Origin of the sequence: Pseudomonas sp. NPDC087817 (assembly GCF_044742875.1) — a bacterium.
GTDB lineage: Bacteria > Pseudomonadota > Gammaproteobacteria > Pseudomonadales > Pseudomonadaceae > Aquipseudomonas.
This window is the reverse complement of the sequence record NZ_JBIUVJ010000075.1, coordinates 1-20,504: the sequence shown is the minus strand read 5'-3', so window position 1 is coordinate 20,504 and position 20,504 is coordinate 1. Positions and strand designations below refer to the sequence as shown.

Here is a 20,504-nt window from a genome sequence, read left to right as displayed (position 1 = left end):
TGCGCTTTGTAGGATTTTTCAGCGGGGATTCAGGGTAAAAGTGCGCAAGAAGTTGCGCAGTACTGCGCAACTTCTTGCGCACTTGGCTACAGGCCTTGTGGCGTATGGGTTGTAGCCAAGTTGGTAGCTGAAAATTGAAAACAAGTGCGCAACTTCTTGCGCATCATGGCTCTTCGCCGCCATTGGCCGGTCACGAATGACCGATCCATCGCCTCCTTTTGTCATTCCGTCACTGGTACGCCAGCCCCGGATTGGCGGACAGTCCCACCCCAGAGCCGCCCGGCAAACCACGCCGGGCCGGCCCGGGGGTTAAAAAGCGTCTTATTAATGAAACACTGCCCTCGGCTATACTCCCCGCATTTCGACCTAGGCACGAGGAATCACTGTGAAGAACTGGACGTTGCGCCAACGCATTTTGGCGAGCTTTGCGGTGATTATCGCGATCATGTTGCTGATGGTGGTCGTGTCGTATTCGCGGCTGCTGAAGATTGAAAGCAGTGAAAGCAGTGTGCGCGACGACGCGATCCCCGGGGTTTATTACAGCTCGATGATCCGCGGCGCCTGGGTCGACAGTTACCTGCAGACCCAGGAGTTGCTCGGGCTCAAGGAAGGGCAGGGCATCAGTAGCGAAGATGCCGCCGACTACAAGGCGTTCGAAAACCGCCTGCAAGAGCAGATGGCCAACTACCGCAATACCGTCACCACGGACGAGGATCGGGTCGAGTTCGCCGCGTTCGAGAAATATCACGACACTTATATGCAGATTCAGGATCAGGTGCTGGATCTTCACAAGCGCAATCTGGAAGCCGACGCGGTCAAGCTGTTCAGCGAAAAGCTGACACCGACCTGGTACACCGGGCGCATGAAACTCAACGACATCATCAGCGAAAACAAGAAAGTCGCCGACCAGGCCATGGCCAATATCGACGATGCCGTCGCGGCAGCGAAGATCAGCATGTTCATCTCGCTGCTGGTGGCCGTGCTGGCCGCCGGTGCCTGTGGCTTGCTGCTGATGCGCGCGATCATGGCGCCGATGAACCGCATCGTACAAATCCTCGAAATCATGCGCACCGGCGACTTGAGCAGCCGTTTGAACCTTGAGCGCAAAGACGAATTTGGCGCTGTGGAAACCGGCTTCAACGACATGATGACCGAGCTGACGTCGCTGGTTTCTCAGGCGCAGCGCTCGTCGGTGCAGGTGACCACCTCGGTGACCGAGATCGCCGCCACCTCCAAGCAACAGCAAGCTACCGCCACCGAAACCGCTGCCACGACCACCGAGATTGGCGCGACGTCCCGTGAGATCGCCGCCACCTCGCGGGATCTGGTGCGCACCATGACCGAAGTCTCCACCGCCGCCGATCAGGCCTCGGTGCTCGCCGGTTCCGGCCAACAGGGCCTGGCGCGCATGGAAGACACCATGCATTCGGTGATGGGCGCGGCCGATCTGGTCAACGCCAAACTGGCGATCCTCAATGAGAAGGCCGGCAACATCAATCAGGTGGTGGTGACCATCGTCAAGGTCGCCGACCAGACCAACCTGCTCTCGCTCAACGCGGCGATCGAGGCGGAGAAAGCTGGCGAATACGGCCGCGGTTTCGCCGTGGTTGCCACCGAAGTACGGCGTCTGGCGGATCAGACTGCCGTCGCCACGTATGACATCGAACAAATGGTGCGCGAGATCCAGTCGGCGGTATCCGCAGGCGTGATGGGCATGGACAAGTTCTCGGAAGAAGTGCGTCGCGGCATGTCCGAAGTGCAGCAGGTCGGCGAGCAGCTGTCGCAGATCATCCACCAGGTGCAGGCGCTGGCGCCGCGGGTGTTGATGGTCAACGAAGGCATGCAGGCGCAGGCCACTGGCGCTGAGCAAATCAACCATGCGCTGGTGCAATTGGGCGACGCCAGCAGCCAGACCGTCGAGTCGTTGCGTCAGGCCAGTTTCGCCATCGACGAACTGAGCCAGGTGGCCGTCGGGCTGCGCAGCGGCGTTTCGCGATTCAAAGTCTGATGAGCGAAATCATCGCCAAACGCAGCGCCGCGCAAGTGGTGAAGCCGGCGTTGTTCCTGCTGTTTCGTATTGGCAGCGAGCGCTACGCATTGCGCGCCACCGAAGTCGCGGAGGTGCTGCCGCGCCTGCCGTTGAAGCCGATTGCCCGTGCGCCGCATTGGGTCGCCGGGGTGTTTGCCTATCGTGGCGCGGTGGTGCCGGTCATCGACCTGAGTGCGCTGACGTTCGGTCAGCCCGCCGAGGCGCGGACCAGTACGCGATTGGTGTTGGTGCATTACCGACCAGACGAAACGCAGCCGGCGCAATGGCTCGGACTGATCCTTGAACAGGCCACCGACACCCTGCGTTGTCATCCGCAGGAGTTTCAGCCTTACGGCCTCGATAACCGTGAGGCGCCGTACCTCGGCCCGGTGCGCGAGGATGCGCAGGGGCTGGTGCAGTGGGTGCGGGTCAATGATTTGCTGGATGAATCGGTGCGCACCTTGCTGTTCCCCAATCCGCCGCGTGATCCGGCGCAGCTTGAGGCACAGCCATGAGCAGCGATCAGCGTTTTTTCGACTTCCTGAAGGAGCGTATCGGCCTCGACGTCGCTTCGGTCGGGCCGGCGATCATCGAGCGGGCCGTGCGCCAGCGCACGACGCTCTCGCAAGCGGCGCATGCCGATGAGTATTGGCAGTTACTGCAAGGCTCGCGGGACGAACAACAAGCGCTGATCGAAGCGGTGATCGTTCCCGAAACCTGGTTTTTCCGTTATCCGGAATCCTTCGCCACGCTGGGCAAACTGGCACGCAAGCGCCTCGCCGAATTGAACAACATGCGCGCGCTGCGCATCCTCAGCCTGCCGTGTTCGACCGGCGAAGAACCCTATTCGATTGCCATGGCCTTGCTCGATGCCGGGCTCAAACCGCATCAGTTCAAGGTCGACGGCATGGACGTCAGCCCGCTGTCGGTGGACAAGGCGCGGCGGGCGCTGTACGGCAAGAATTCGTTTCGCGGCCAGGATCTGGACTATCGCGAGCGGCACTTCACGCCTGAACAGGACGGCCATCGGGTCAACGAAATCGTCCGCGAGCAGGTGCGTTTGCAGGTCGGCAATGTGCTCGATCCAACGCTGTTGGCCAGTGAGCCAGCCTTCGATTTCGTGTTCTGCCGCAACCTGCTGATCTATTTCGATCAGCCGACCCAGAAGCAAGTGTTCGAAGTGCTCAAGCGCCTGACGCATGTCGACGGTGTGCTGTTCATCGGTCCGGCCGAGGGCAGTCTGCTCGGGCGGTTGGGCATGCGTTCGATCGGCATCCCGCAGTCGTTTGCTTTCAGTCGCCACAGCGAGCCGCAACCCGAGCCGGTGCCCATTCCCGCGCCCGTCCCATTGCCGGTACGCCAACCCGTGCGCAGCACACCGCCGCCGCCCGTGCGTAATCGACCCTTTGCCTCCGTGACGTCGATGCCGGTGACCAGCAAAAGTGCGAATCCCGACGCGGCCACGCTATTGGCCAACATCGCCGCACTGGCCAACGAAGGCAAAAGCGCCGAGGCCCGCGCTGCGTGCGAGCAGTATTTGCGCAGCCATGAACCGGTGGCGCAGGTGTTTTACTGGCTCGGCCTGCTCAGCGATGTTGCAGGTCTGGCCCTCGAAGCCCAGGGTTACTACCGCAAGGCTTTGTACCTCGAACCGCAACACCCCGAAGCGCTGATGCACCTGGCCGCCTTGTTGCAGGCCCAGGGTGACAGCGCCGGTGCCAGACGATTGCAGGAACGCGCCGCCCGCAGCGGCCGTGCCGCCGACAGTGAGCGTAAATGATGATCGCGTCCGACACCTTGAACGTCACCCACGAAGACGCCCGGGCCATCGATGACTGCTGGAACCGCATCGGCATCCACGGCGACAAGTCGTGTCCGTTGCTGGAAGAACATATTCATTGCCGTAACTGCTCGGTGTATTCCGCCGCCGCTACGCGCCTGCTCGATCGCTATGCCTTGCAGCAGGACGAGCGCGATCCGGTGGCGACGGCGCTTGAAACCGATCTGAAGACCCGTTCGCTGCTGATGTTCCGTCTCGGCGAAGAATGGCTCGGATTGGCCACTCGCAGCCTGGTAGAAGTGGCGCCGTTGCAGGCGATTCACTCGTTGCCGCACCAGCGCTCGCGGGCCTTGCTCGGTGTGGCGAATGTGCGCGGAGCGTTGGTGGCGTGCCTGTCGCTGGTCGAGCTGCTGGATCTGGACGGTAACTCGGGCCCGGCCAACGGCGCGCGGATCATGCCGCGCATGCTGATCATCGCTGCCGATGGCGGGCCGGTCGTAGTACCGGTGGATGAGGTCGACGGCATCCACGCCATCGATGAACGAATACTCGACGCCGCCTCACGTTCCGGCGCGCAGGCTAACGCCAGATACACCCGTGGCGTCCTGCAATATCGAGGTCGCAGTCTGCGTTGGCTGGATGAAGAACAGCTGCTGTTCGCCGTGACCCGGAGCCTCACATGACCCCCGAACAAATGCGCGACGCCTCCCTGCTGGAGCTGTTCAGCCTCGAAGCCGAAGCCCAGACCCAGGTACTCAGTGCCGGGCTGCTGGCGCTGGAGCGCAATCCGACCCAGGCCGATCAACTGGAGTCGTGCATGCGCGCGGCGCACTCGCTCAAGGGCGCGGCGCGGATCGTCGGCATCGACAGCGGCGTCAGCGTCGCGCATGTGATGGAGGACTGTCTGGTCAGCGCCCAGGAAGGGCGTTTGTTGCTGCGCCCGGAACACATCGACGCGTTGTTGCAGGGCACCGACCTGCTGATGCGCATCGCGACACCGGCCAACGCACCGCAACCGGCAGACATCGAGGCGTATGTCGCGTTAATGGGGCAATTGCTCGACCCTTCGACCCCGGTCACCCCGGTCACCCCGGTGGCTGCCCCGGTCATGGCCGAGTTGCAGCTTGAGCCGCCGCCCCGAATCGAACCGCTGCTGGCGCCTTCGGTGGAAATCCCTGTCGAGGTATCCGAACCGACGCCACGCAAGAACAAACGCACCACCGAAGGTGGCGAGCGCGTATTGCGCGTCACCGCCGAACGCTTGAACAGCCTGCTCGACCTGTCGAGCAAGTCGCTGGTCGAAACCCAGCGCCTCAAGCCACATCTGGCGACCATGCAACGCCTCAAGCGCATGCAGAACAACGGCCTGCGCGCCCTGGAAAATCTCAACGTGCATCTCAAGGAGCATGCACTGAGCCTTGAGGCCCTGGAGTCGTTGGAAGATGCGCGGCGCTTGCTCGCCGAATCCCAGCAACTGCTGGCAGAAAAGAACGCCGAACTCGATGAGTTTGCCTGGCAGGCCAGCCAGCGCGCACAAGTGCTCTACGACACCGCTTTGGCTTGTCGCATGCGGCCGTTTGCCGATGTGCTCAGCGGTCAGACGCGCATGGTGCGTGACCTGGGGCGCAGCCTCGGCAAGCAGGTGCGGTTGGAGATCGAAGGCGAGAAAACCCAGGTCGACCGCGATGTGCTGGAAAAGCTTGAGGCGCCGCTCACCCATTTGTTGCGCAACGCGGTCGATCACGGCATCGAAACCCCGGAGCAGCGTTTGCTCAAGGGCAAGTCCGAGGAAGGCCTGATCCGCCTGCGGGCCTCGCATCAGGCCGGTTTGCTGGTCCTGGAATTGAGCGATGACGGCAACGGCGTCGATCTGGAAAAGGTCCGCCGTAGCATCATCGAACGACAATTATCACCGGCGGAGACTGCCGCGCAGTTGAGCGAAGAAGAGCTGCTGACGTTCCTGTTTCTGCCGGGATTCAGCCTGCGCGACACCGTCACCGAAGTGTCCGGGCGAGGCGTCGGGCTTGATGCTGTTCAGCACATGGTTCGTCAATTGCGCGGCGCCGTGGTGCTGGAGCAGACGGCGGGCGAGGGCAGTCGTTTTCATCTCGAAGTACCGTTGACCCTGTCGGTGGTGCGCAGTCTGGTGGTGGAAGTCGGCGAAGAGGCCTATGCCTTCCCGTTGGCGCACATCGAGCGCATGTGTGATCTGGCGCCGGACGACATCGTGCAAGTCGAGGGTCGTCAGCATTTCTGGCATGAAGGCCAGCACGTCGGCCTGGTCGCCGCCAGCCAGTTGCTCAACCGCCCGGCCAGCCAGAACAGCGGTGAAACCCTCAAAGTCGTGGTCATCCGCGAGCGCGATGCGGTCTACGGGGTGGCGGTCGAACGCTTCATTGGCGAGCGCACGCTGGTGGTATTGCCTCTGGACGAGCGTCTGGGCAAAGTGCAGGACATCTCCGCCGGCGCCTTGCTCGATGACGGTTCGGTGGTGCTGATCGTTGATGTCGAGGACATGCTGCGTTCGGTGGACAAGCTGCTCAATACCGGACGCCTGGAACGCATCGCCCGCCACGGCAATCAGGTCGCAGAAGCGGCACGCAAGCGCGTACTGGTGGTCGACGACTCGCTGACTGTGCGCGAACTGCAACGCAAGCTGCTGCTCAACCGTGGCTACGACGTGGCCGTCGCGGTGGATGGCATGGACGGCTGGAACGCACTGCGTTCGGAGGACTTCGATTTGCTCATCACCGACATCGACATGCCGCGCATGGACGGCATCGAACTGGTCACGCTGTTGCGTCGCGACAACCGTCTGCAATCGCTGCCGGTGATGGTGGTCTCGTACAAGGACCGCGAAGAAGACCGGCGCCGTGGACTGGACGCCGGCGCCGACTATTATTTAGCCAAAGCCAGTTTTCATGACGACGCCCTGCTCGACGCAGTGGTTGAGCTTATCGGAGGAGCGCGGGCATGAAGATCGCAATCGTCAACGACATGCCCATGGCGGTGGAGGCGCTGCGCCGGGCGCTGGCCTTCGAGCCGGCGCATCAGGTGGTCTGGGTCGCTTACAACGGCGCCGAAGCGGTGCAACTGTGCGCGCAAAACACCCCGGATCTGATCCTGATGGATCTGATCATGCCGGTGATGGACGGCGTCGAAGCCACTCGGCGCATCATGGCTGAAACCCCGTGCGCGATCGTCATTGTCACGGTCGACCGCCAGCAGAACGTGCACCGGGTCTTCGAGGCCATGGGCCACGGCGCGCTGGACGTGGTCGACACCCCGGCCCTTGGTGCCGGCAACGCTCAAGAAGCGGCGGCGCCATTGCTGCGCAAGATCCTCAATATTGGCTGGTTGATCGGCGAGAAAACCCCGCGTTCGCGTCCGGTGCCGACACCACAACGCAGCTCGGGCTCGTGCCAGCGGTTGGTGGCAATCGGTTCTTCCGCAGGCGGGCCGGCGGCACTGGAAGTGTTGCTCAAAGGCTTGCCGCGCAACTTTTCCGCAGCCATCGTGCTGGTGCAGCATGTGGATCAGGTGTTTGCCGCCGGCATGGCCGAATGGCTGGCCAGCGCCAGTGGCCTGGACGTGCGCCTCGCCCGCGAAGGCGAGCCGCCGCAAGCTGGCGCGGTGCTGTTGGCCGGCACCAACCACCATATTCGCTTGTTGAAAAACGGCACGCTGGCCTACACCGCCGAACCGGTCAACGAGATCTACCGACCCTCCATCGACGTGTTTTTCGAAAGCGTCGCCAGTTACTGGAACGGTGATGCGGTCGGGGTTTTATTGACCGGGATGGGACGCGACGGGGCGCAAGGGCTTAAGCTCATGCGCCAGCAGGGTTATCTGACCATCGCGCAGGACCAGCACAGCAGTGCGGTGTACGGCATGCCCAAGGCCGCCGCGGCCATTGATGCCGCCGTCGAAATTCGCCCACTGGAAAAGATAGCGCCACGATTGCTGGAGATTTTCCCCAAATGAACCGATTTATCCGCAATCCTGGCCCCCGCAGTACTCAGGTGACCGCCCATGAATGACTTACAGATCGACGACATTAAAACCGACGAAAACGCCGCCATGGTGTTGTTGGTGGACGATCAGGCGATGATCGGCGAAGCCGTGCGCCGTGGGCTGTCGAACGAAGAAAACATCGACTTCCATTTCTGCTCCGACCCGCATCAGGCTATTGCGCAAGCCGTGCGGATCAAGCCGACGGTGATCCTGCAGGATCTGGTGATGCCCGGCCTCGACGGCCTGAGTCTGGTACGCGAATACCGCAATCACCCGGCCACCAAGGACATCCCGATCATCGTCCTGTCGACCAAGGAAGACCCGTTGATCAAGAGCGCGGCGTTTTCCGCCGGGGCCAACGATTATCTGGTGAAACTGCCGGACACCATCGAGCTGGTGGCGCGCATCCGCTATCACTCGCGCTCCTACATGACCTTGTTGCAGCGGGATGCGGCGTACCGTGCGTTGCGGGTGAGCCAGCAGCAGTTGCTCGATACCAATCTGGTGCTACAACGCCTGATGAACTCCGACGGCCTGACCGGACTGTCCAACCGCCGCCACTTCGACGAGTACCTGGAACTGGAATGGCGCCGTTCGCTGCGTGATCAGAGCCAGTTGTCGTTGCTGATGATCGACGTCGATTATTTCAAGTCGTACAACGACAGTTTTGGCCATGTCGAAGGCGACGAGGCGCTGCGCAAGGTCGCCACGGCGATCCGCGATGCCAGCGCGCGACCGTCGGATCTTCCGGCGCGTTACGGCGGCGAGGAGTTTGCGCTGGTGCTGCCGAACACCTCGCCGGGCGGTGCACGGCTGGTGGCGGAGAAGTTGCGCCAGACTGTGGCGGCGCTGAAGATTCCTCACAACACCCCGGGCGACGGTGCGAGCCTGACTATCAGTATCGGTCTGGCGACCATGGTGCCCGAGGCGGGCAGCGATTGCCGGCTGCTGATCTCGGCGGCGGATCGCGGGTTGTATCTGGCCAAGAACAACGGGAGAAATCAGGTGGGTATCGAATAGCGGGTCAGGACAGTTCTGAGGGATAAATGCATTCCCTGCGCTGTTTCATTGTTTTTTACCGGTCGAGGCTGCCAGCAGCAATTCACCGTAAAGCTTTTCGGCGCCCTGTTGACGAAAAACCCGATGTTCGATCGTCGCCAGTTGTTCTGTCCGCGCATCGATTGCCCGTTGTTTTGCCTGTTCTTCACCGAACGTGTTGACGTTGAATGACCGGGTCAGCCTTTTACCGTCACGGGCCGTTGTCTGCGCGATCCAGTAAGTGTTCTTGCCGTTTTTCTGTCTTGAAACACCCGCCAGGCCACTGGTATTACTTGAGCGGAGCTTTTGACGAATCGTACAGCTCAGAGGGGGTGGGAAACGGAGCATCTGCTCATTGCGAAACTTCACGGCAGCGGCATGCGCCGGGTGTTCACCTCCATGGCTGATAAATGGGAACTCCTTGTGAACCTTCACACTGCCTTCCCGATAAAGAAAAACACGCCATGCCATCGCTCCAGACTTCTTGTGGCGGATTCGGATGATGGCGTAGGAGTTGCTGCACGTAGCTTCAGCAGGGCGGTCGTTGCTCATGTTGGGCTCTTGTTCAGTTGCTGAGAGTCGGTCGGACTGATCAATCGACATACGTCACATACCCCGCCATCAGGTTTGGCCGCTGAAACGTGTCGATGTTGTTCACGCGTCGGTGCATCTCCCTGACCACCTGCTTGAACGTTGCATCGTCCATGTCGATCCAGAAACGCGGATTTCGGCCGGTGAGGCGGTCGTATTCGGCGGTGGTGGGGTCGAGGTGGCGGTATTCCTCGTATTGCGGCAGGTCGGGCAGGGGGCGGCTGACGTCCATGTAGTTCTGGATGAAATCCCACAGGGCGCACGCGGGTTGAGTCTCGGGGCCGGGGCAGAGCAGCGCGCCGAAGTTGATCATGATGTTGCGGTAGCGATGGGCGAGGTAGAGCACATTCATCGGCATGCCCTGACTGTCCGGGGACGTGGCGATGTAGGCGTCGAACTCGTAGAAGGGGGCGGTGAGTTCACCGATGGTGCCGTTCTTTTTATATTCACCGTTGTTTTTGTAGTCGAAGACAGTGACTAGTCCGGTGCGGCGATTGAGTTCCCAGATCGGGCCTCGGGAGGGTTTTAGCCAGAGGTTGGGGAAGTGTTTTATGACGATTGAGCCGATTGCCCAGGATAGAAGTGGTAGGCCGAGAAGCCAAGAGAATAGTTGAATAAATATAGTTTTGGTTGTTTCCCATATGGGCTCGTGGTCTATGGAAATAACCGCGAAATAGGCAGGTATGCTGACAATGAAAAGCAGGAAAAACACAACACGTCCTACTCCAGACATATAAATCCAAAAATGAGAGCTTGCGGGAAGAAGCGCGTACCTGAAACGGTCGTGGTCATCCGTCATATGAAAATCGCTAAGCTTATACGTGCTATTAGAATAAGTGGCTATTAGCTCATCTCGGTTGCCCTGAAGTTTTTCTTGATATCGAAGATCGGTTGGCGAGTAATCTTCAACAAAACTTACGGGACATACATCATTAGTGTTGCCCCAAGGCAATCTAGCCTTGGCCAAACGCATAATCCACGAACGTTCAGAGGAGCGCCCTTGCTGAGGCACCTCGCTAGCCCCGTAGGCAGTTTGGGCGTACCACGATTGATCAGTCATCAGTCACTATTCCGCGATTTATTTGTAATCTCATCTGCCCGGTTAAGTTTGCCTGCACCGTCGAATTCCCGTTCTCTGTGGAACTCGCCAAACGACCTGCCATCCTTGGGCGGTGGCGCAGGAAAGTGCCCGCACTCCCATCAATCGACATACGTCACATACCTCGCCATCAGGTTTGGCCGCTGAAACGTGTCGATGTTGTTCACGCGTTGGTGCATATCCCTGACCACCTGCTTGAACGTCGCATCGTCCATGTCGATCCAGAAGCGCGGGTTGCGGCCGGTTCGGTGGTCGTGTTCGGCGGTGGTGGGGTCGAGGTGGCGGTATTCCTCGTATTGCGGCAGGTCGGGCAGGGGGCGGCTGACGTCCATGTAGTTCTGGATGAAATCCCACAGGGCGCACGCGGGTTGAGTCTCGGGGCCGGGACAGAGCAGCGCGCCGAAGTTGATCATGATGTTGCGGTAGCGATGGGCGAGGTAGAGCACATTCATCGGCATGCCCTGACTGTCCGGGGACGTGGCGATGTAGGCGTCGAACTCGTAGAAGGGGGCGGTGAGTTCACCGATGGTGCCGTTCTTTTTATATTCACCGTTGTTTTTGTAGTCGAAGACAGTGACTAGTCCGGTGCGGCGATTGAGTTCCCAGATCGGGCCTCGGGAGGGTTTTAGCCAGAGGTTGGGGAAGTGTTTTATGACGATTGAGCCGATTGCCCAGCATAGAAGTGGTACGCCGAGAAACCAGGAGTAGTACTCGATAAATGAGTTCTTAGTGAATTCCCACCAACTTTCATCTACCAACAAAGTTAATGAGATGTGTCCGGGAATGCTAAATATAAAACATATGTAAAAAATCCATTTGCCCAAAAGATTCATGTATAACCAGAAGTGGGAACTAGCGGGAAGAAGTGCGTACCTGAAGCGCTCATGATTATCCCTTATGTGAAAGTCTATAAGTTCGTATAGGGGCGGTGCGTAGGCGCTTGTGGTGAAATTTTCTTCACGCTTTTTCTTGAGGTCGTCATGAAGACGAAGTTTTTTTGGTGTGAATTTTTCAAGGATGTTTACAGGTATCAGTTCATCCGCATTACCCCAAGGCAGTCTGATTTTGGCGAAACGCATTATCCACGGACGTCCAGCCGAGGGTTCTTGTTGCGGGACTTCATTCGCCCCGTAAGCAGCCTTGGCGTACCACGATTGATCAGTCATGAATCATTATTCCGCGATTTATTTGTAATCTCATCTGCCCAGAAAAGTTTACCCTCACCGTCAAATGTTGGTTTTTTGTGGAACTCGCTAAATGGTGTGCCATCCTTTGGTGGTGGAGCAGGAAAGTACCAGGTTTGATTTTTCTGTTCTAGTACACACTGTGCTCTTACTTGCCACTGTTGTGAGGTGCCAGATAATCCTGTTACCAAATCGAAGGCGTAATTAGATGGGGTTTCGAAAAACAGTTCCAGTCCCTGCGGTAACAGCCTTTGTGCTTTAGGTTGGGCAAGTTGGCTGTTGAGCAGCTTTGTGAACGGCACGGTTTCGCTTTTAATGCGACCGCCTCTGACTTCAAATGTGTTGAGCCGGCAGTGGGCGTTGATGTTGAGCGTACCTAAGTTTGAAACTAAACCCGGTAAGTTACTTTCAATTCGAATGCAGGTGTTGGATGAGGTCACCTGAAACGGCGTTTTAGCGTGAATGTCCATTTTGGCATTGGGGATGAATTCGGGGTTGGAGCCCACGTTAATGCGAATATCGGCGAACAAACTGATCAAGTAATAAAAGCCGCTCTGTGGATCTAGCAGGTGAGCATTGCCCGAATGAGCTTGCGTGCCGAAAGGGCCGTTGACCAGCCATTCTTCGATAGGTTTGTCGGTCAGCCACCATGCAGTTCCGGCGCCGATCACGATCAATATCAGCGCTACCCACCCTGCCGGCCCAAGACCAAGGAAGGTGACGGTGGTGACAATCATGCCGCTGAGAGCGCTGAAGACTCCACCCACTGCCATCATCAAATATGCCCAGCTCGCGTTATCGCCCCATCTGTAGGCATACCAGGCGTCTGTCAGGCTAATGGCCGCAAGAACTAATCCAGAGACTATTTGAGCAAATATTCGAACGGTAAACTCCTTGGCTAAATACTCTGCCGTTAGAGCACCTAAGGTTTTTTTCGCTGCGTCCTTTGAAATAGTGAAAAGAACTTTACGGCCAACTGCTAATACGGATTGAGTACCTGAAAGTTTTACAGTCAGCATTTCTAAAGCTATAGCTAAATCAAGCCCAACTCCAAATGCGCCAATGCTGACGCGATGTGATCCTTTTTCTCGTAAAGCTTGTGATTGCCCCGCCCACTCCGTCCTAACATTCCAAACCTCCAGCATCAAAACCCCAGCCGCAAAAGGCAACGAGCCCAACACGCGATGTACCCTGCTGTTCCGCAACGCCCCATGCTCATCCACCCCCCGCTGCAACGCGCCTTTCACTCTCGCGTCATCCGCCCCCCGCGCCTCCACATCCTCTTTATGCACGGCATTAATCCGCCGATTCAGCTCACTCAGACTCCGCACCGTCGAATGCCCCAACGGCATCACCAATAATTTGTAATGACCCATGCGAGACGTGTTCGGCGTCTCGAACACGTCCGCAGCGTTCCCTGCCTTCAACGGTCGTCCCTGAGCATCCAGGTATTCCCCCATCACCCGCCGTGGTCGCTGATCTCCGGCCGGCACGTCGGACAAGCCGAAGAGGTAATATCGCTGCGGATCAGCGTCACGGCGATTGATGAAATGCATTTCGCCAAAGGTCTTGGGCATCAAACTGCGCAGCAACCCCACGCCAAGACCGTGCAGGTAGGCGCTGGTGGGGGCGTGTACGATCTGGGTTTTCATCGCGCCGCTAGCGGTTTCAACGGCGCCCGCGAGATTTTCATAAATGCTGACCAGCGTGCTGGCCGCCGCTTTCGATTGGCCAGTCAGTGTGCTGTTCAGGCTGCCGCTGGCCAGTAATCCTTCCAGCAAGTGCCCGTCGAGGTGTTCGAGCTGCGGGTAGTAAGGCCCCGGGTCGGTCTCGAATTCGGCGAGGTGTTCGGCGCGTAAACGGCCATCGCCCTCGTTAAGCGTTTTCTCTGTGGGCGGCACATAAGGCGCCGCCAGCGCGGCTTCATCAACGGCCGGCCAAAGCATCCCGTGCAGTGGATGCGCCGGGTCGTGGGCGATGTCGTTGAGCAATGTCTGGCCGATACTGGCCTGCGGGCTGTAGAGGCTCAAGCCGGTCAGCGCGTTGGTGACATCGCCATTTTTAGCCAGCGGATCAAGTTGTGCCGGCACGGTCGCCAAGCTGGCGAACACCTGGCTGACGGCAAACAACGCGGCGAGGTAGTCAAAGCCCTCCAGGCTCAAATGATCGGCCAGGGTTTGCTGGGTGACCGGTTGTTGCAGGCACTCGGCGAGCAGCGCCTGCGCCCTGTGCAGTTGCTGCCAGAGCAGCGCGCGTTCTGCGGTGGCGGTGAAGCGGTTGATGTCGCGGCGGCCGGCCTCTTTCACCTTGTCGAAGCAGGCGTGCAACGGATTTTTCTGGCCACCGATGCTCGCTGGCACGATCAGTTGCTGAACCATGACCGCGCTGGCGTGGTGCGGGTGCAGGCTGGCGCGCTCGGCATGCCGCGCCAGCAGTTGCTGTTGTTGCTGGATCTGCGAAACCAGATGCCGCACGCGGTAGCGCGGGTCTTCCAGCAGCACGCCGCACACGCGTCGTTGCCGAGCCGCTTGCAGTACGTCGACGACAGAAGGCTGGGGCTGCCAGAGATCCGTTTCATCGGCGCTCGGCGGGTTACCGCGCAATTGATCCAGCAACGTGGTGAGGCAATCGGCCCACGCGCTGCTTTCGAACGTTTCAGGCAGCGTAGGTGTGGCGCCTTGCTCCCACTGATCAAGACAGGCCTGGGCCTCGGTTTTACGCTGCGCCGCGAATTGCCCCGAGAGGTCGCAAACGTAGCGGCCCGGATGCTCAAAAACGTATTCGAAACCGCTTTGGCGTGCCCGTTGCGGGGCGATCAGCGCGACGGGAAAGGCCCGCTCGGCCAGGTTGCGCCAAGTAATGCTGGCTTTCGTCGCCGCATCGGACGCTTGGGCATTCCACGCGTCGAAGCGACTGAAAGTCTCTAGCATCGCCGCACCATCGGGTTTCTGCTCGAATAGCCGTTCAAACGTCTGGCTCTCGCACTGCAGCGTTGGGCTCTGACACCGCAGAGCGCGCAACGCAGGATCTTCCTCAAGCCGCTTGATGCGCGCCGCGCTGAGCTGGATTTCGCTGAAACACATTTGCACGGCTTCGGCGGGTTGATTGTTCCAGGTCGCGGGCAGCCAGATCTCGCTGAGATCGACACCACTGGCTTGTCGGTAATCGCTGCTGAATTCCTGGTTCTGGCGATAGGCCTGTAGGTCGATATCGCGGTAAGTCGTGAGTTCGCCGTCTTGCTGCACTTCCAGTTCGCGCCAGAGACGATCACGGTAAAACACATAGACGTAACCACTGCGACACAGCACCGGCGTGCCGAGGTCGTAGTGGCTACGAGTGCCGGGCAGGGCGGAGAACGGCAGGATCGGCACGATCTGATTGCACTGCACTTCCAGTTGGCGCGGAGTGACACGCAAGTCTTCCAGCAACGGCAGGCGAATGGGCGGGCCTTGGCGAGTAGCAATTTCCAGCCACAACTGATGCTTGAGCTGTGCCGACCAGTCCCACACAAACAATTCGCTGTGAACGCTGGTCAAGCGGTCTGTTTCGCGTACGGCTTCATCGGTCAGGGCCAGAAGAGGTTCGACGCCGGATTGATCGACGATCAGCAGGCGCTGGTTATTGCCATGTGCCGTGCCAATTACTTGAACAATCAGCTTGTCGCGTTCGCAGCCGGGGCCTCCGGTCAACTTCCCCAGGCGCGTCATGACTGGGCCTGCGTGCAATGGGCGCTCAGGAAGGCGCTGATCGCGTCGCTGTCGTCGATGCCCTGAGTCAGGGCTTGCGCCATCAACTGCGCCGCCTGCACATAGGAGTGCTGTGGATGTTGCCGCCACCAGCGATAGAGAAACTGTTCATTGCGCTGGCGCGTCAGGGCCTCTTCCTGGGCGGCGCTCAGCACCATGGCCCGGTGTGTGCGTTCGATGTGCCAGTCGTTGGCGTGGAGGTTGTTCAGTTGCTGCCAGCCAGACTCGCCTGTCGCTTGAGTGGCCCATGTCGCACCGAACCAACGCAGTTCGTTGATCGGACCGAGCCACAGGCTGAGGTCTTGCGCGGTACACGCGGCAAAAAAATAACTGGCGACGGTCGGGTTGCTGTAGCGCAGCACGCCTTTGCGTTGCTGGTCGAAGTTGACGAACAGGATCTGCCGCAAATGCGCGAGAAGCGAGGACATGTCACACGCACTTTCAATCAGCAGCCCGGGCCATTGCGCCGGGGTCTGCTCGATGGCCTGAGTGAGTATTGACTGGTTGTCGAGACGGACCAGCAGTGGGCTGTGTTCGGCGAAACCGTTGAGTGAAGTGCCGGCGAACAGCTTCTGGGTGTCGGGATGTGTCGTCAGGCGATAGAGCGTTTCGAGTTGCGCAGCAGGGCGCTCGAGCAAAATCCAGGTATTCATGAGCGAGCTCCATTGCCCAAGGCTTTGCGGCATTGACAGTCGCTCAGCGGGCAGTCCATCGGCGTACCGCCGTTGGGCATCTGGCACAGTTCAATCAACGCTTCGTCGCCGAGCAGTTGCTTGAGGAGTGCGGTTGAAACCGTATCGGGGAGAGGTGGTTCGCTCGCGTCGAGCGCCACCGGTGCGGCCGCCATCAGCGGCATTGGTGCCCCTCCTTGCTCAACCGGCACGCTGCTGAAAATGCCTGTCGCATTGATCGTGATCCAGCCGCCACCGGCCTGAATCGTGACGCTGGTGCCGCCGTCGATAACGATGCGCTGGTCGGCGCTGACGTGGACTTGCTGTTGAGCGCTCAACCGATGGTTGGTGGTGCGAATATGCCGGTCGCCATGTACCGTCAGGTGGTCGTCTTGTCTGATTTCCGTCTGTCGGTTGCCGTGGGTGATGTGTTGTTCTTCTGCGTGCAGTTCATGCCGGGCATTGCCGCCGACTACGACGCTGCACTGGTTGTCGACTTGCACCCGCTGGTCGTTCAGCACGTGTTGGACGAAATCGCGTTGGGCGCGGATGGAAATTTCCTCGGCCCCCTTGCGATCTTCCACGCGCAGTTCGTTGAAGCCTCCGCCACCAGGGCTGCTTTGGGTCTTGAAGGTGCTGCGAGTGTGTTCGGCGGGAAGGTCGAGCGCAGGGCGATTGGTGCCATTGGGCAGGCAGCCGACGATCAACGGGTTATCCGGGTCGCCCTGATAAAAACTGACGAGCACTTCCATGCCGACGCGGGGGATCAGCACGCTGCCATAACGGTCGTGAGCCCAGCCGCTGGCAACGCGCACCCAGCAACTGGAGTGATCGTTGTGGTCGCCATCGCGGTCCCACGGGAACTGAACACGGACACGGCCATATTCGTCGCAGTGGATTTCTTCGCCGGGCGGGCCGCAGACCACGGCGCTTTGGTAGCCAGTGATGGTTTTTTTGCGGTGCACGAGCGAGGGTCGGAAAGGGGTATCCCATGGGGTCGCGAGAAAGGTGTTGCGGTAGCCTTGGGAAAAGCCGTCGCTCGGGATGCTGGTAACCGACTCTTCAAGCACTTGCGGTTGTTTCGCGGTGTGGATGACTTCGGTCAGCAACCACAGGTCGTTCCATTCCTGGCGTGGGTGGCCGGTCAACGACAGGAAGTGGCCACTGAGCAACATGGGCTGGTCGCTGCGTCCGGTGGCTTGCCGATAATCGCTGCGGTGCCGTTCAAGTGCTCGTCGGGCGCGCTGCTTGCCGTGTTCGCGGTCGGTGAATTGACCGGGAAAGCCGTAGTCTTCGAGTCGCAACGGCGAAGGATCTTTCGCAGTGCTCTCCAGTTGCAGCAAAGGCTTTTCAAAGTCGTAGTCGCGACGGGTCACGGCAGTGGGGCGGGTGTTGAACGAGAGGGTGAACGCGTTGATCACTTGCTCATCAGCGACCATCCCGCTGTCCTGAAGGTAGCTGGTGGGGCGGTGCAGCCTGGGGAAGATGGTCTGATCATCGCCGAACACCAGCACATGCCCCGCGCGGCTGTGCTCGAAGTGGTAGTGCAGGCCCTCTTCTTCGCACAGTCGCTGCAGGAAATGCAGGCAACTCTCGTCGTACTGGACGCAATAGTCTCGTGGGCGGTAGTCCGTACCGAGGGCAAATCGATAGCCATTGCGCAGGATGCCGTGGCTTTCCAGAACCTGGGCGATGATCTGCGGCACGCTGAGTTTCTGGAATATTTTCTGCTCGAAACGGTGGCCCAGCCAGGCAAGGCTGGGCATCAGGCTGATCTGGTATTGCGTCAGGCGTTTGCCGGAGTCGCCCTGGCCGACGCTGTAGATCTGGCCATGAATGCCGCTGCCGTGACGGTCAAAACCGAGAAAGGCCAGACGATGCAGAAGGCTTTCCAGGTCGAGGTCGGGGCGTTCACTGACCAGTGTCAGATCAAAGCGAAAGGGCTGGCTGATAGCTTCCTTGCCAGTGAACTCAAGGACCTGCAGGTCGTGTTCGAACCCCTCGATGTCCAGGAAGAAAGAGGCTTGGTCGGCAGGGCTGAACATCACACGTCCCTTGTGCTGATTTAGAAGGGCGGGACTGTGAATGAGTGAAAGTGCGTTGAATGCCGGGAAATTCTGTTTCTGTTGTAGGACTAGTCCTTTGCCGTGTGGGATTTTTCTGGAGAAAGTGCCTTGTGTTTGCGCCTGTAAACGCGCAATCAAGGCGTATTCAGTCCGCCAGACGGGCTGCCGTCCCAGCCTGATTACGTTATACTCGCCGGCTTTCAAAAGTTCGCCAACGAGTGCTGCCCGTCATGGAAATCAATCCGATCCTGAACACCATCAAGGACCTGTCCGAGCGCTCCGAAACTATTCGGGGGTATCTTTGACTACGATCAAAAGCATGAGCGTCTGACTGAAGTCAATCGCGAGCTTGAAGATCCGAGTGTCTGGAACAAACCTGAATACGCCCAGGAACTGGGCCGTGAGCGCTCGGCGCTGGCGCAGATCGTCGATACCCTCGACGAACTGAACGCCGGTCTGGCCGATTGCCGCGACTTGCTGGACATGGCCGTCGAAGAAAACGACGAAGGCGCAGTGGGCGATGTCGTCGCCGAACTGGCCCGTCTCGAGGAAAACCTCGCCAAGCTCGAATTCCGCCGCATGTTCAGCCATGAAATGGACCCGAACAACGCCTACCTGGACATCCAGGCCGGCTCCGGCGGCACCGAGGCCCAGGACTGGGCCAACATTCTGCTGCGCATGTACCTGCGCTGGGCTGACAAACGCGGTTTCGACGCGACCATCATGGAACTGTCGGCCGGTGAAGTCGCCGGTATCAAAGGTGCGACCGTGCACATCAAGGGCGAATACGCCTTTGGCTGGTTGCGCACCGAGATCGGCGTACACCGTCTGGTGCGCAAGAGTCCGTTCGACTCCGGCAACCGTCGTCACACCTCGTTCTCTGCGGTTTTCGTCTCGCCAGAGATCGACGACAAAGTGGAAATCGAAATCAACCCGGCAGACCTGCGGATCGATACCTATCGTTCCTCCGGTGCCGGTGGTCAGCACGTAAACACCACCGACTCGGCCGTACGTATCACCCACGTACCGACCAACACCGTGGTCAGCTGCCAGAACGAACGTTCCCAGCACGCCAACAAAGACACCGCCATGAAAATGCTGCGGGCCAAGTTGTACGAGCAGGAGATGCAGAAACGCAACGCGGCGTCCCAGGCGCTGGAAGACACCAAGTCCGACATCGGCTGGGGTCACCAGATCCGCTCGTACGTGCTTGATGCCTCGCGCATCAAGGATCTGCGCACCAATATCGAACGCAGCGACTGCGACAAGGTGCTCGATGGCGACATCGATGAGTACCTGGAAGCCAGCCTGAAATCGGGGCTGTAAGAAATAAGCTGCAGGATCGCTGATTCAACACGATCCCTGTAGGAGTGGGCCTGCCCGCGATCCCCAGCCGCAGGCTGGGGGCAACGAACCTGTGATGGAAAATTTAAAGACATGAGCGACCAACAACTCGATCCGCAAGCCCTGCAACAGGAAGAAAACTCCCTGATCGCCCTGCGCAAGGAAAAGCTTGCTGCCGAGCGCGCCAAGGGCAACGCTTTCCCGAACGACTTCCGCCGCGAAAACTACTGCGAAGAACTGCAGAAGAAGTACGCGGACAAGACCAAGGAAGAGCTGGCAGAGGCTGCAATCCCGGTCAAGGTTGCCGGTCGCATCATGCTCAACCGTGGCTCGTTCATGGTGATTCAGGACATGACCGGCCGCATTCAGGTCTACGTCAACCGTAAAACCCTGTCCGAAGAAACCCTGGCCGCGGTGAAAACCTGGGACATGGGCGACATCATTGCCGCCGTCGGCACCCTGGCCCGTTCCGGCAAGGGCGACCTGTACGTTGAAATGACCGAAGTGCGCCTGCTGACCAAGTCGCTGCGCCCGCTGCCGGACAAGCACCACGGCCTGACCGACACCGAACAGCGCTACCGTCAGCGTTACGTTGACCTGATCGTCAACGAAGAAGTGCGCCAGACGTTCCGCGTGCGTTCGCAAGTGATCGCGCACATCCGCAGCTTCCTGATGAAGCGCGACTTCCTCGAAGTCGAAACGCCGATGCTGCAGACCATCCCGGGCGGCGCCGCAGCCAAGCCGTTCGAAACCCACCACAACGCGCTGGACATGGAAATGTTCCTGCGTATCGCCCCAGAGCTGTACCTCAAGCGTCTGGTGGTTGGCGGTTTCGAGAAAGTGTTCGAGATCAACCGCAACTTCCGTAACGAAGGCGTTTCGACTCGTCACAACCCTGAAGTCACCAGGTTGGAGTTCTACCAGGCTTACGCCGACTACGAA

At 59.3% G+C, this 20,504-nt stretch carries 15 protein-coding genes; 9 read left to right on the top strand and 6 right to left on the bottom strand.

Translation table 11 applies throughout. The annotated features are described in order from the left end of the window. Window positions 1-385: 385 nt before the first annotated feature. Genes ACIONG_RS26920 through ACIONG_RS26890 form a run of 7 tightly spaced genes read left to right on the top strand, consistent with a single transcriptional unit; the run spans window position 386 to window position 8,843 of the window. Window positions 386-2,008 (top strand): methyl-accepting chemotaxis protein, encoded by a 1,623-nt coding sequence (locus ACIONG_RS26920; RefSeq protein ID WP_103303083.1) that lies wholly within the window; start codon window positions 386-388, stop codon window positions 2,006-2,008. Continuing rightward, entirely contained in the window at window positions 2,008-2,544 is a 537-nt protein-coding gene (locus tag ACIONG_RS26915; RefSeq protein WP_401303738.1) for a chemotaxis protein CheW, read from the top strand. Before ACIONG_RS26920 ends, ACIONG_RS26915 begins: the two co-directional genes overlap by 1 nt. After that, a complete protein-coding gene (locus tag ACIONG_RS26910; RefSeq protein WP_103303081.1) occupies window positions 2,541-3,809 on the top strand; it encodes a CheR family methyltransferase in 1,269 nt (422 codons plus the stop codon). Before ACIONG_RS26915 ends, ACIONG_RS26910 begins: the two co-directional genes overlap by 4 nt. Next, window positions 3,809-4,492, top strand: coding sequence for a chemotaxis protein CheW (locus ACIONG_RS26905; protein WP_401303741.1), 684 nt, complete (start codon window positions 3,809-3,811; stop codon window positions 4,490-4,492). The genes ACIONG_RS26910 and ACIONG_RS26905 overlap by 1 nt, the downstream gene beginning before the upstream one ends. Then, complete coding sequence (locus ACIONG_RS26900) at window positions 4,489-6,786, top strand: hybrid sensor histidine kinase/response regulator (RefSeq protein ID WP_401303735.1); 2,298 nt, start codon at window positions 4,489-4,491, stop codon at window positions 6,784-6,786. The genes ACIONG_RS26905 and ACIONG_RS26900 overlap by 4 nt, the downstream gene beginning before the upstream one ends. Continuing rightward, a complete protein-coding gene (locus ACIONG_RS26895) occupies window positions 6,783-7,793 on the top strand; it encodes a chemotaxis response regulator protein-glutamate methylesterase (RefSeq protein WP_213027670.1) in 1,011 nt (336 codons plus the stop codon). The genes ACIONG_RS26900 and ACIONG_RS26895 overlap by 4 nt, the downstream gene beginning before the upstream one ends. Window positions 7,794-7,841: 48 nt before the next feature. After that, the gene (locus tag ACIONG_RS26890; protein WP_103303078.1) at window positions 7,842-8,843 is read left to right on the top strand and encodes a PleD family two-component system response regulator; all 1,002 of its coding nucleotides are present in this window, start codon (window positions 7,842-7,844) and stop codon (window positions 8,841-8,843) included. 45 nt (window positions 8,844-8,888) lie between these two features. Here ACIONG_RS26890 and ACIONG_RS26885 read toward each other — a convergent pair whose 3' ends face one another. The 6 genes from ACIONG_RS26885 to tssI all read right to left on the bottom strand — a co-directional run bounded on the left by ACIONG_RS26885 (window position 8,889) and on the right by tssI (window position 18,197). Then, window positions 8,889-9,413, bottom strand: coding sequence for an AP2/ERF family transcription factor (locus ACIONG_RS26885; protein WP_401303731.1), 525 nt, complete (start codon window positions 9,411-9,413; stop codon window positions 8,889-8,891). Window positions 9,414-9,453: 40 nt separating this feature from the next. After that, window positions 9,454-10,512 (bottom strand): hypothetical protein, encoded by a 1,059-nt coding sequence (locus ACIONG_RS26880; protein WP_401303729.1) that lies wholly within the window; start codon window positions 10,510-10,512, stop codon window positions 9,454-9,456. A 140-nt stretch (window positions 10,513-10,652) separates the two neighbouring features. Continuing rightward, window positions 10,653-11,717 carry a hypothetical protein gene (locus tag ACIONG_RS26875; protein WP_401303726.1) on the bottom strand — a complete coding sequence of 355 codons (1,065 nt, stop codon included), beginning with the start codon at window positions 11,715-11,717 and terminating at the stop codon, window positions 10,653-10,655. Beyond that, a complete protein-coding gene (locus ACIONG_RS26870; RefSeq protein WP_401303723.1) occupies window positions 11,714-15,442 on the bottom strand; it encodes a toxin VasX in 3,729 nt (1,242 codons plus the stop codon). Before ACIONG_RS26870 ends, ACIONG_RS26875 begins: the two co-directional genes overlap by 4 nt. Then, complete coding sequence (locus ACIONG_RS26865; protein ID WP_158249165.1) at window positions 15,439-16,134, bottom strand: DUF4123 domain-containing protein; 696 nt, start codon at window positions 16,132-16,134, stop codon at window positions 15,439-15,441. Before ACIONG_RS26865 ends, ACIONG_RS26870 begins: the two co-directional genes overlap by 4 nt. Beyond that, window positions 16,131-18,197, bottom strand: a complete 2,067-nt coding sequence (tssI, locus tag ACIONG_RS26860) for a type VI secretion system tip protein TssI/VgrG (RefSeq protein ID WP_401303719.1) — start codon at window positions 18,195-18,197, stop codon at window positions 16,131-16,133. Before tssI ends, ACIONG_RS26865 begins: the two co-directional genes overlap by 4 nt. A gap of 251 nt (window positions 18,198-18,448) precedes the next feature. Between tssI and prfB the strand changes: the two genes are divergently transcribed. Together prfB and ACIONG_RS26850 are read left to right on the top strand one after the other, a co-directional pair. After that, window positions 18,449-19,544, top strand: a protein-coding gene (gene prfB / locus ACIONG_RS26855; protein WP_098967418.1) for a peptide chain release factor 2 whose coding sequence is annotated in 2 segments (ribosomal slippage) — window positions 18,449-18,520 and window positions 18,522-19,544 — 1,095 coding nt in all. Because the reading frame shifts where the segments join, the coding sequence is not laid out codon by codon here. 111 nt (window positions 19,545-19,655) lie between these two features. Beyond that, the coding region (locus ACIONG_RS26850) for an amino acid--tRNA ligase-related protein (protein WP_401303717.1) at window positions 19,656-20,504 on the top strand (849 nt) is incomplete at its 3' end.

Bases quoted from the DNA above. Each gene is read 5' to 3' on its own strand.
- ACIONG_RS26895 (WP_213027670.1), top strand. From the start codon at position 6,783: ATGAAGATCGCAATCGTCAACGACATGCCCATGGCGGTGGAGGCGCTG.
- tssI (WP_401303719.1), bottom strand. From the start codon at position 18,197: ATGTTCAGCCCTGCCGACCAAGCCTCTTTCTTCCTGGACATCGAGGGG.
- ACIONG_RS26915 (WP_401303738.1), top strand. From the start codon at position 2,008: ATGAGCGAAATCATCGCCAAACGCAGCGCCGCGCAAGTGGTGAAGCCG.
- ACIONG_RS26900 (WP_401303735.1), top strand. From the start codon at position 4,489: ATGACCCCCGAACAAATGCGCGACGCCTCCCTGCTGGAGCTGTTCAGC.
- ACIONG_RS26865 (WP_158249165.1), bottom strand. From the start codon at position 16,134: ATGAATACCTGGATTTTGCTCGAGCGCCCTGCTGCGCAACTCGAAACG.
- ACIONG_RS26905 (WP_401303741.1), top strand. From the start codon at position 3,809: ATGATCGCGTCCGACACCTTGAACGTCACCCACGAAGACGCCCGGGCC.
- ACIONG_RS26880 (WP_401303729.1), bottom strand. From the start codon at position 10,512: ATGACTGATCAATCGTGGTACGCCCAAACTGCCTACGGGGCTAGCGAG.
- ACIONG_RS26910 (WP_103303081.1), top strand. From the start codon at position 2,541: ATGAGCAGCGATCAGCGTTTTTTCGACTTCCTGAAGGAGCGTATCGGC.
- ACIONG_RS26870 (WP_401303723.1), bottom strand. From the start codon at position 15,442: ATGACGCGCCTGGGGAAGTTGACCGGAGGCCCCGGCTGCGAACGCGAC.
- ACIONG_RS26885 (WP_401303731.1), bottom strand. From the start codon at position 9,413: ATGAGCAACGACCGCCCTGCTGAAGCTACGTGCAGCAACTCCTACGCC.
- ACIONG_RS26890 (WP_103303078.1), top strand. From the start codon at position 7,842: ATGAATGACTTACAGATCGACGACATTAAAACCGACGAAAACGCCGCC.
- ACIONG_RS26875 (WP_401303726.1), bottom strand. From the start codon at position 11,717: ATGACTGATCAATCGTGGTACGCCAAGGCTGCTTACGGGGCGAATGAA.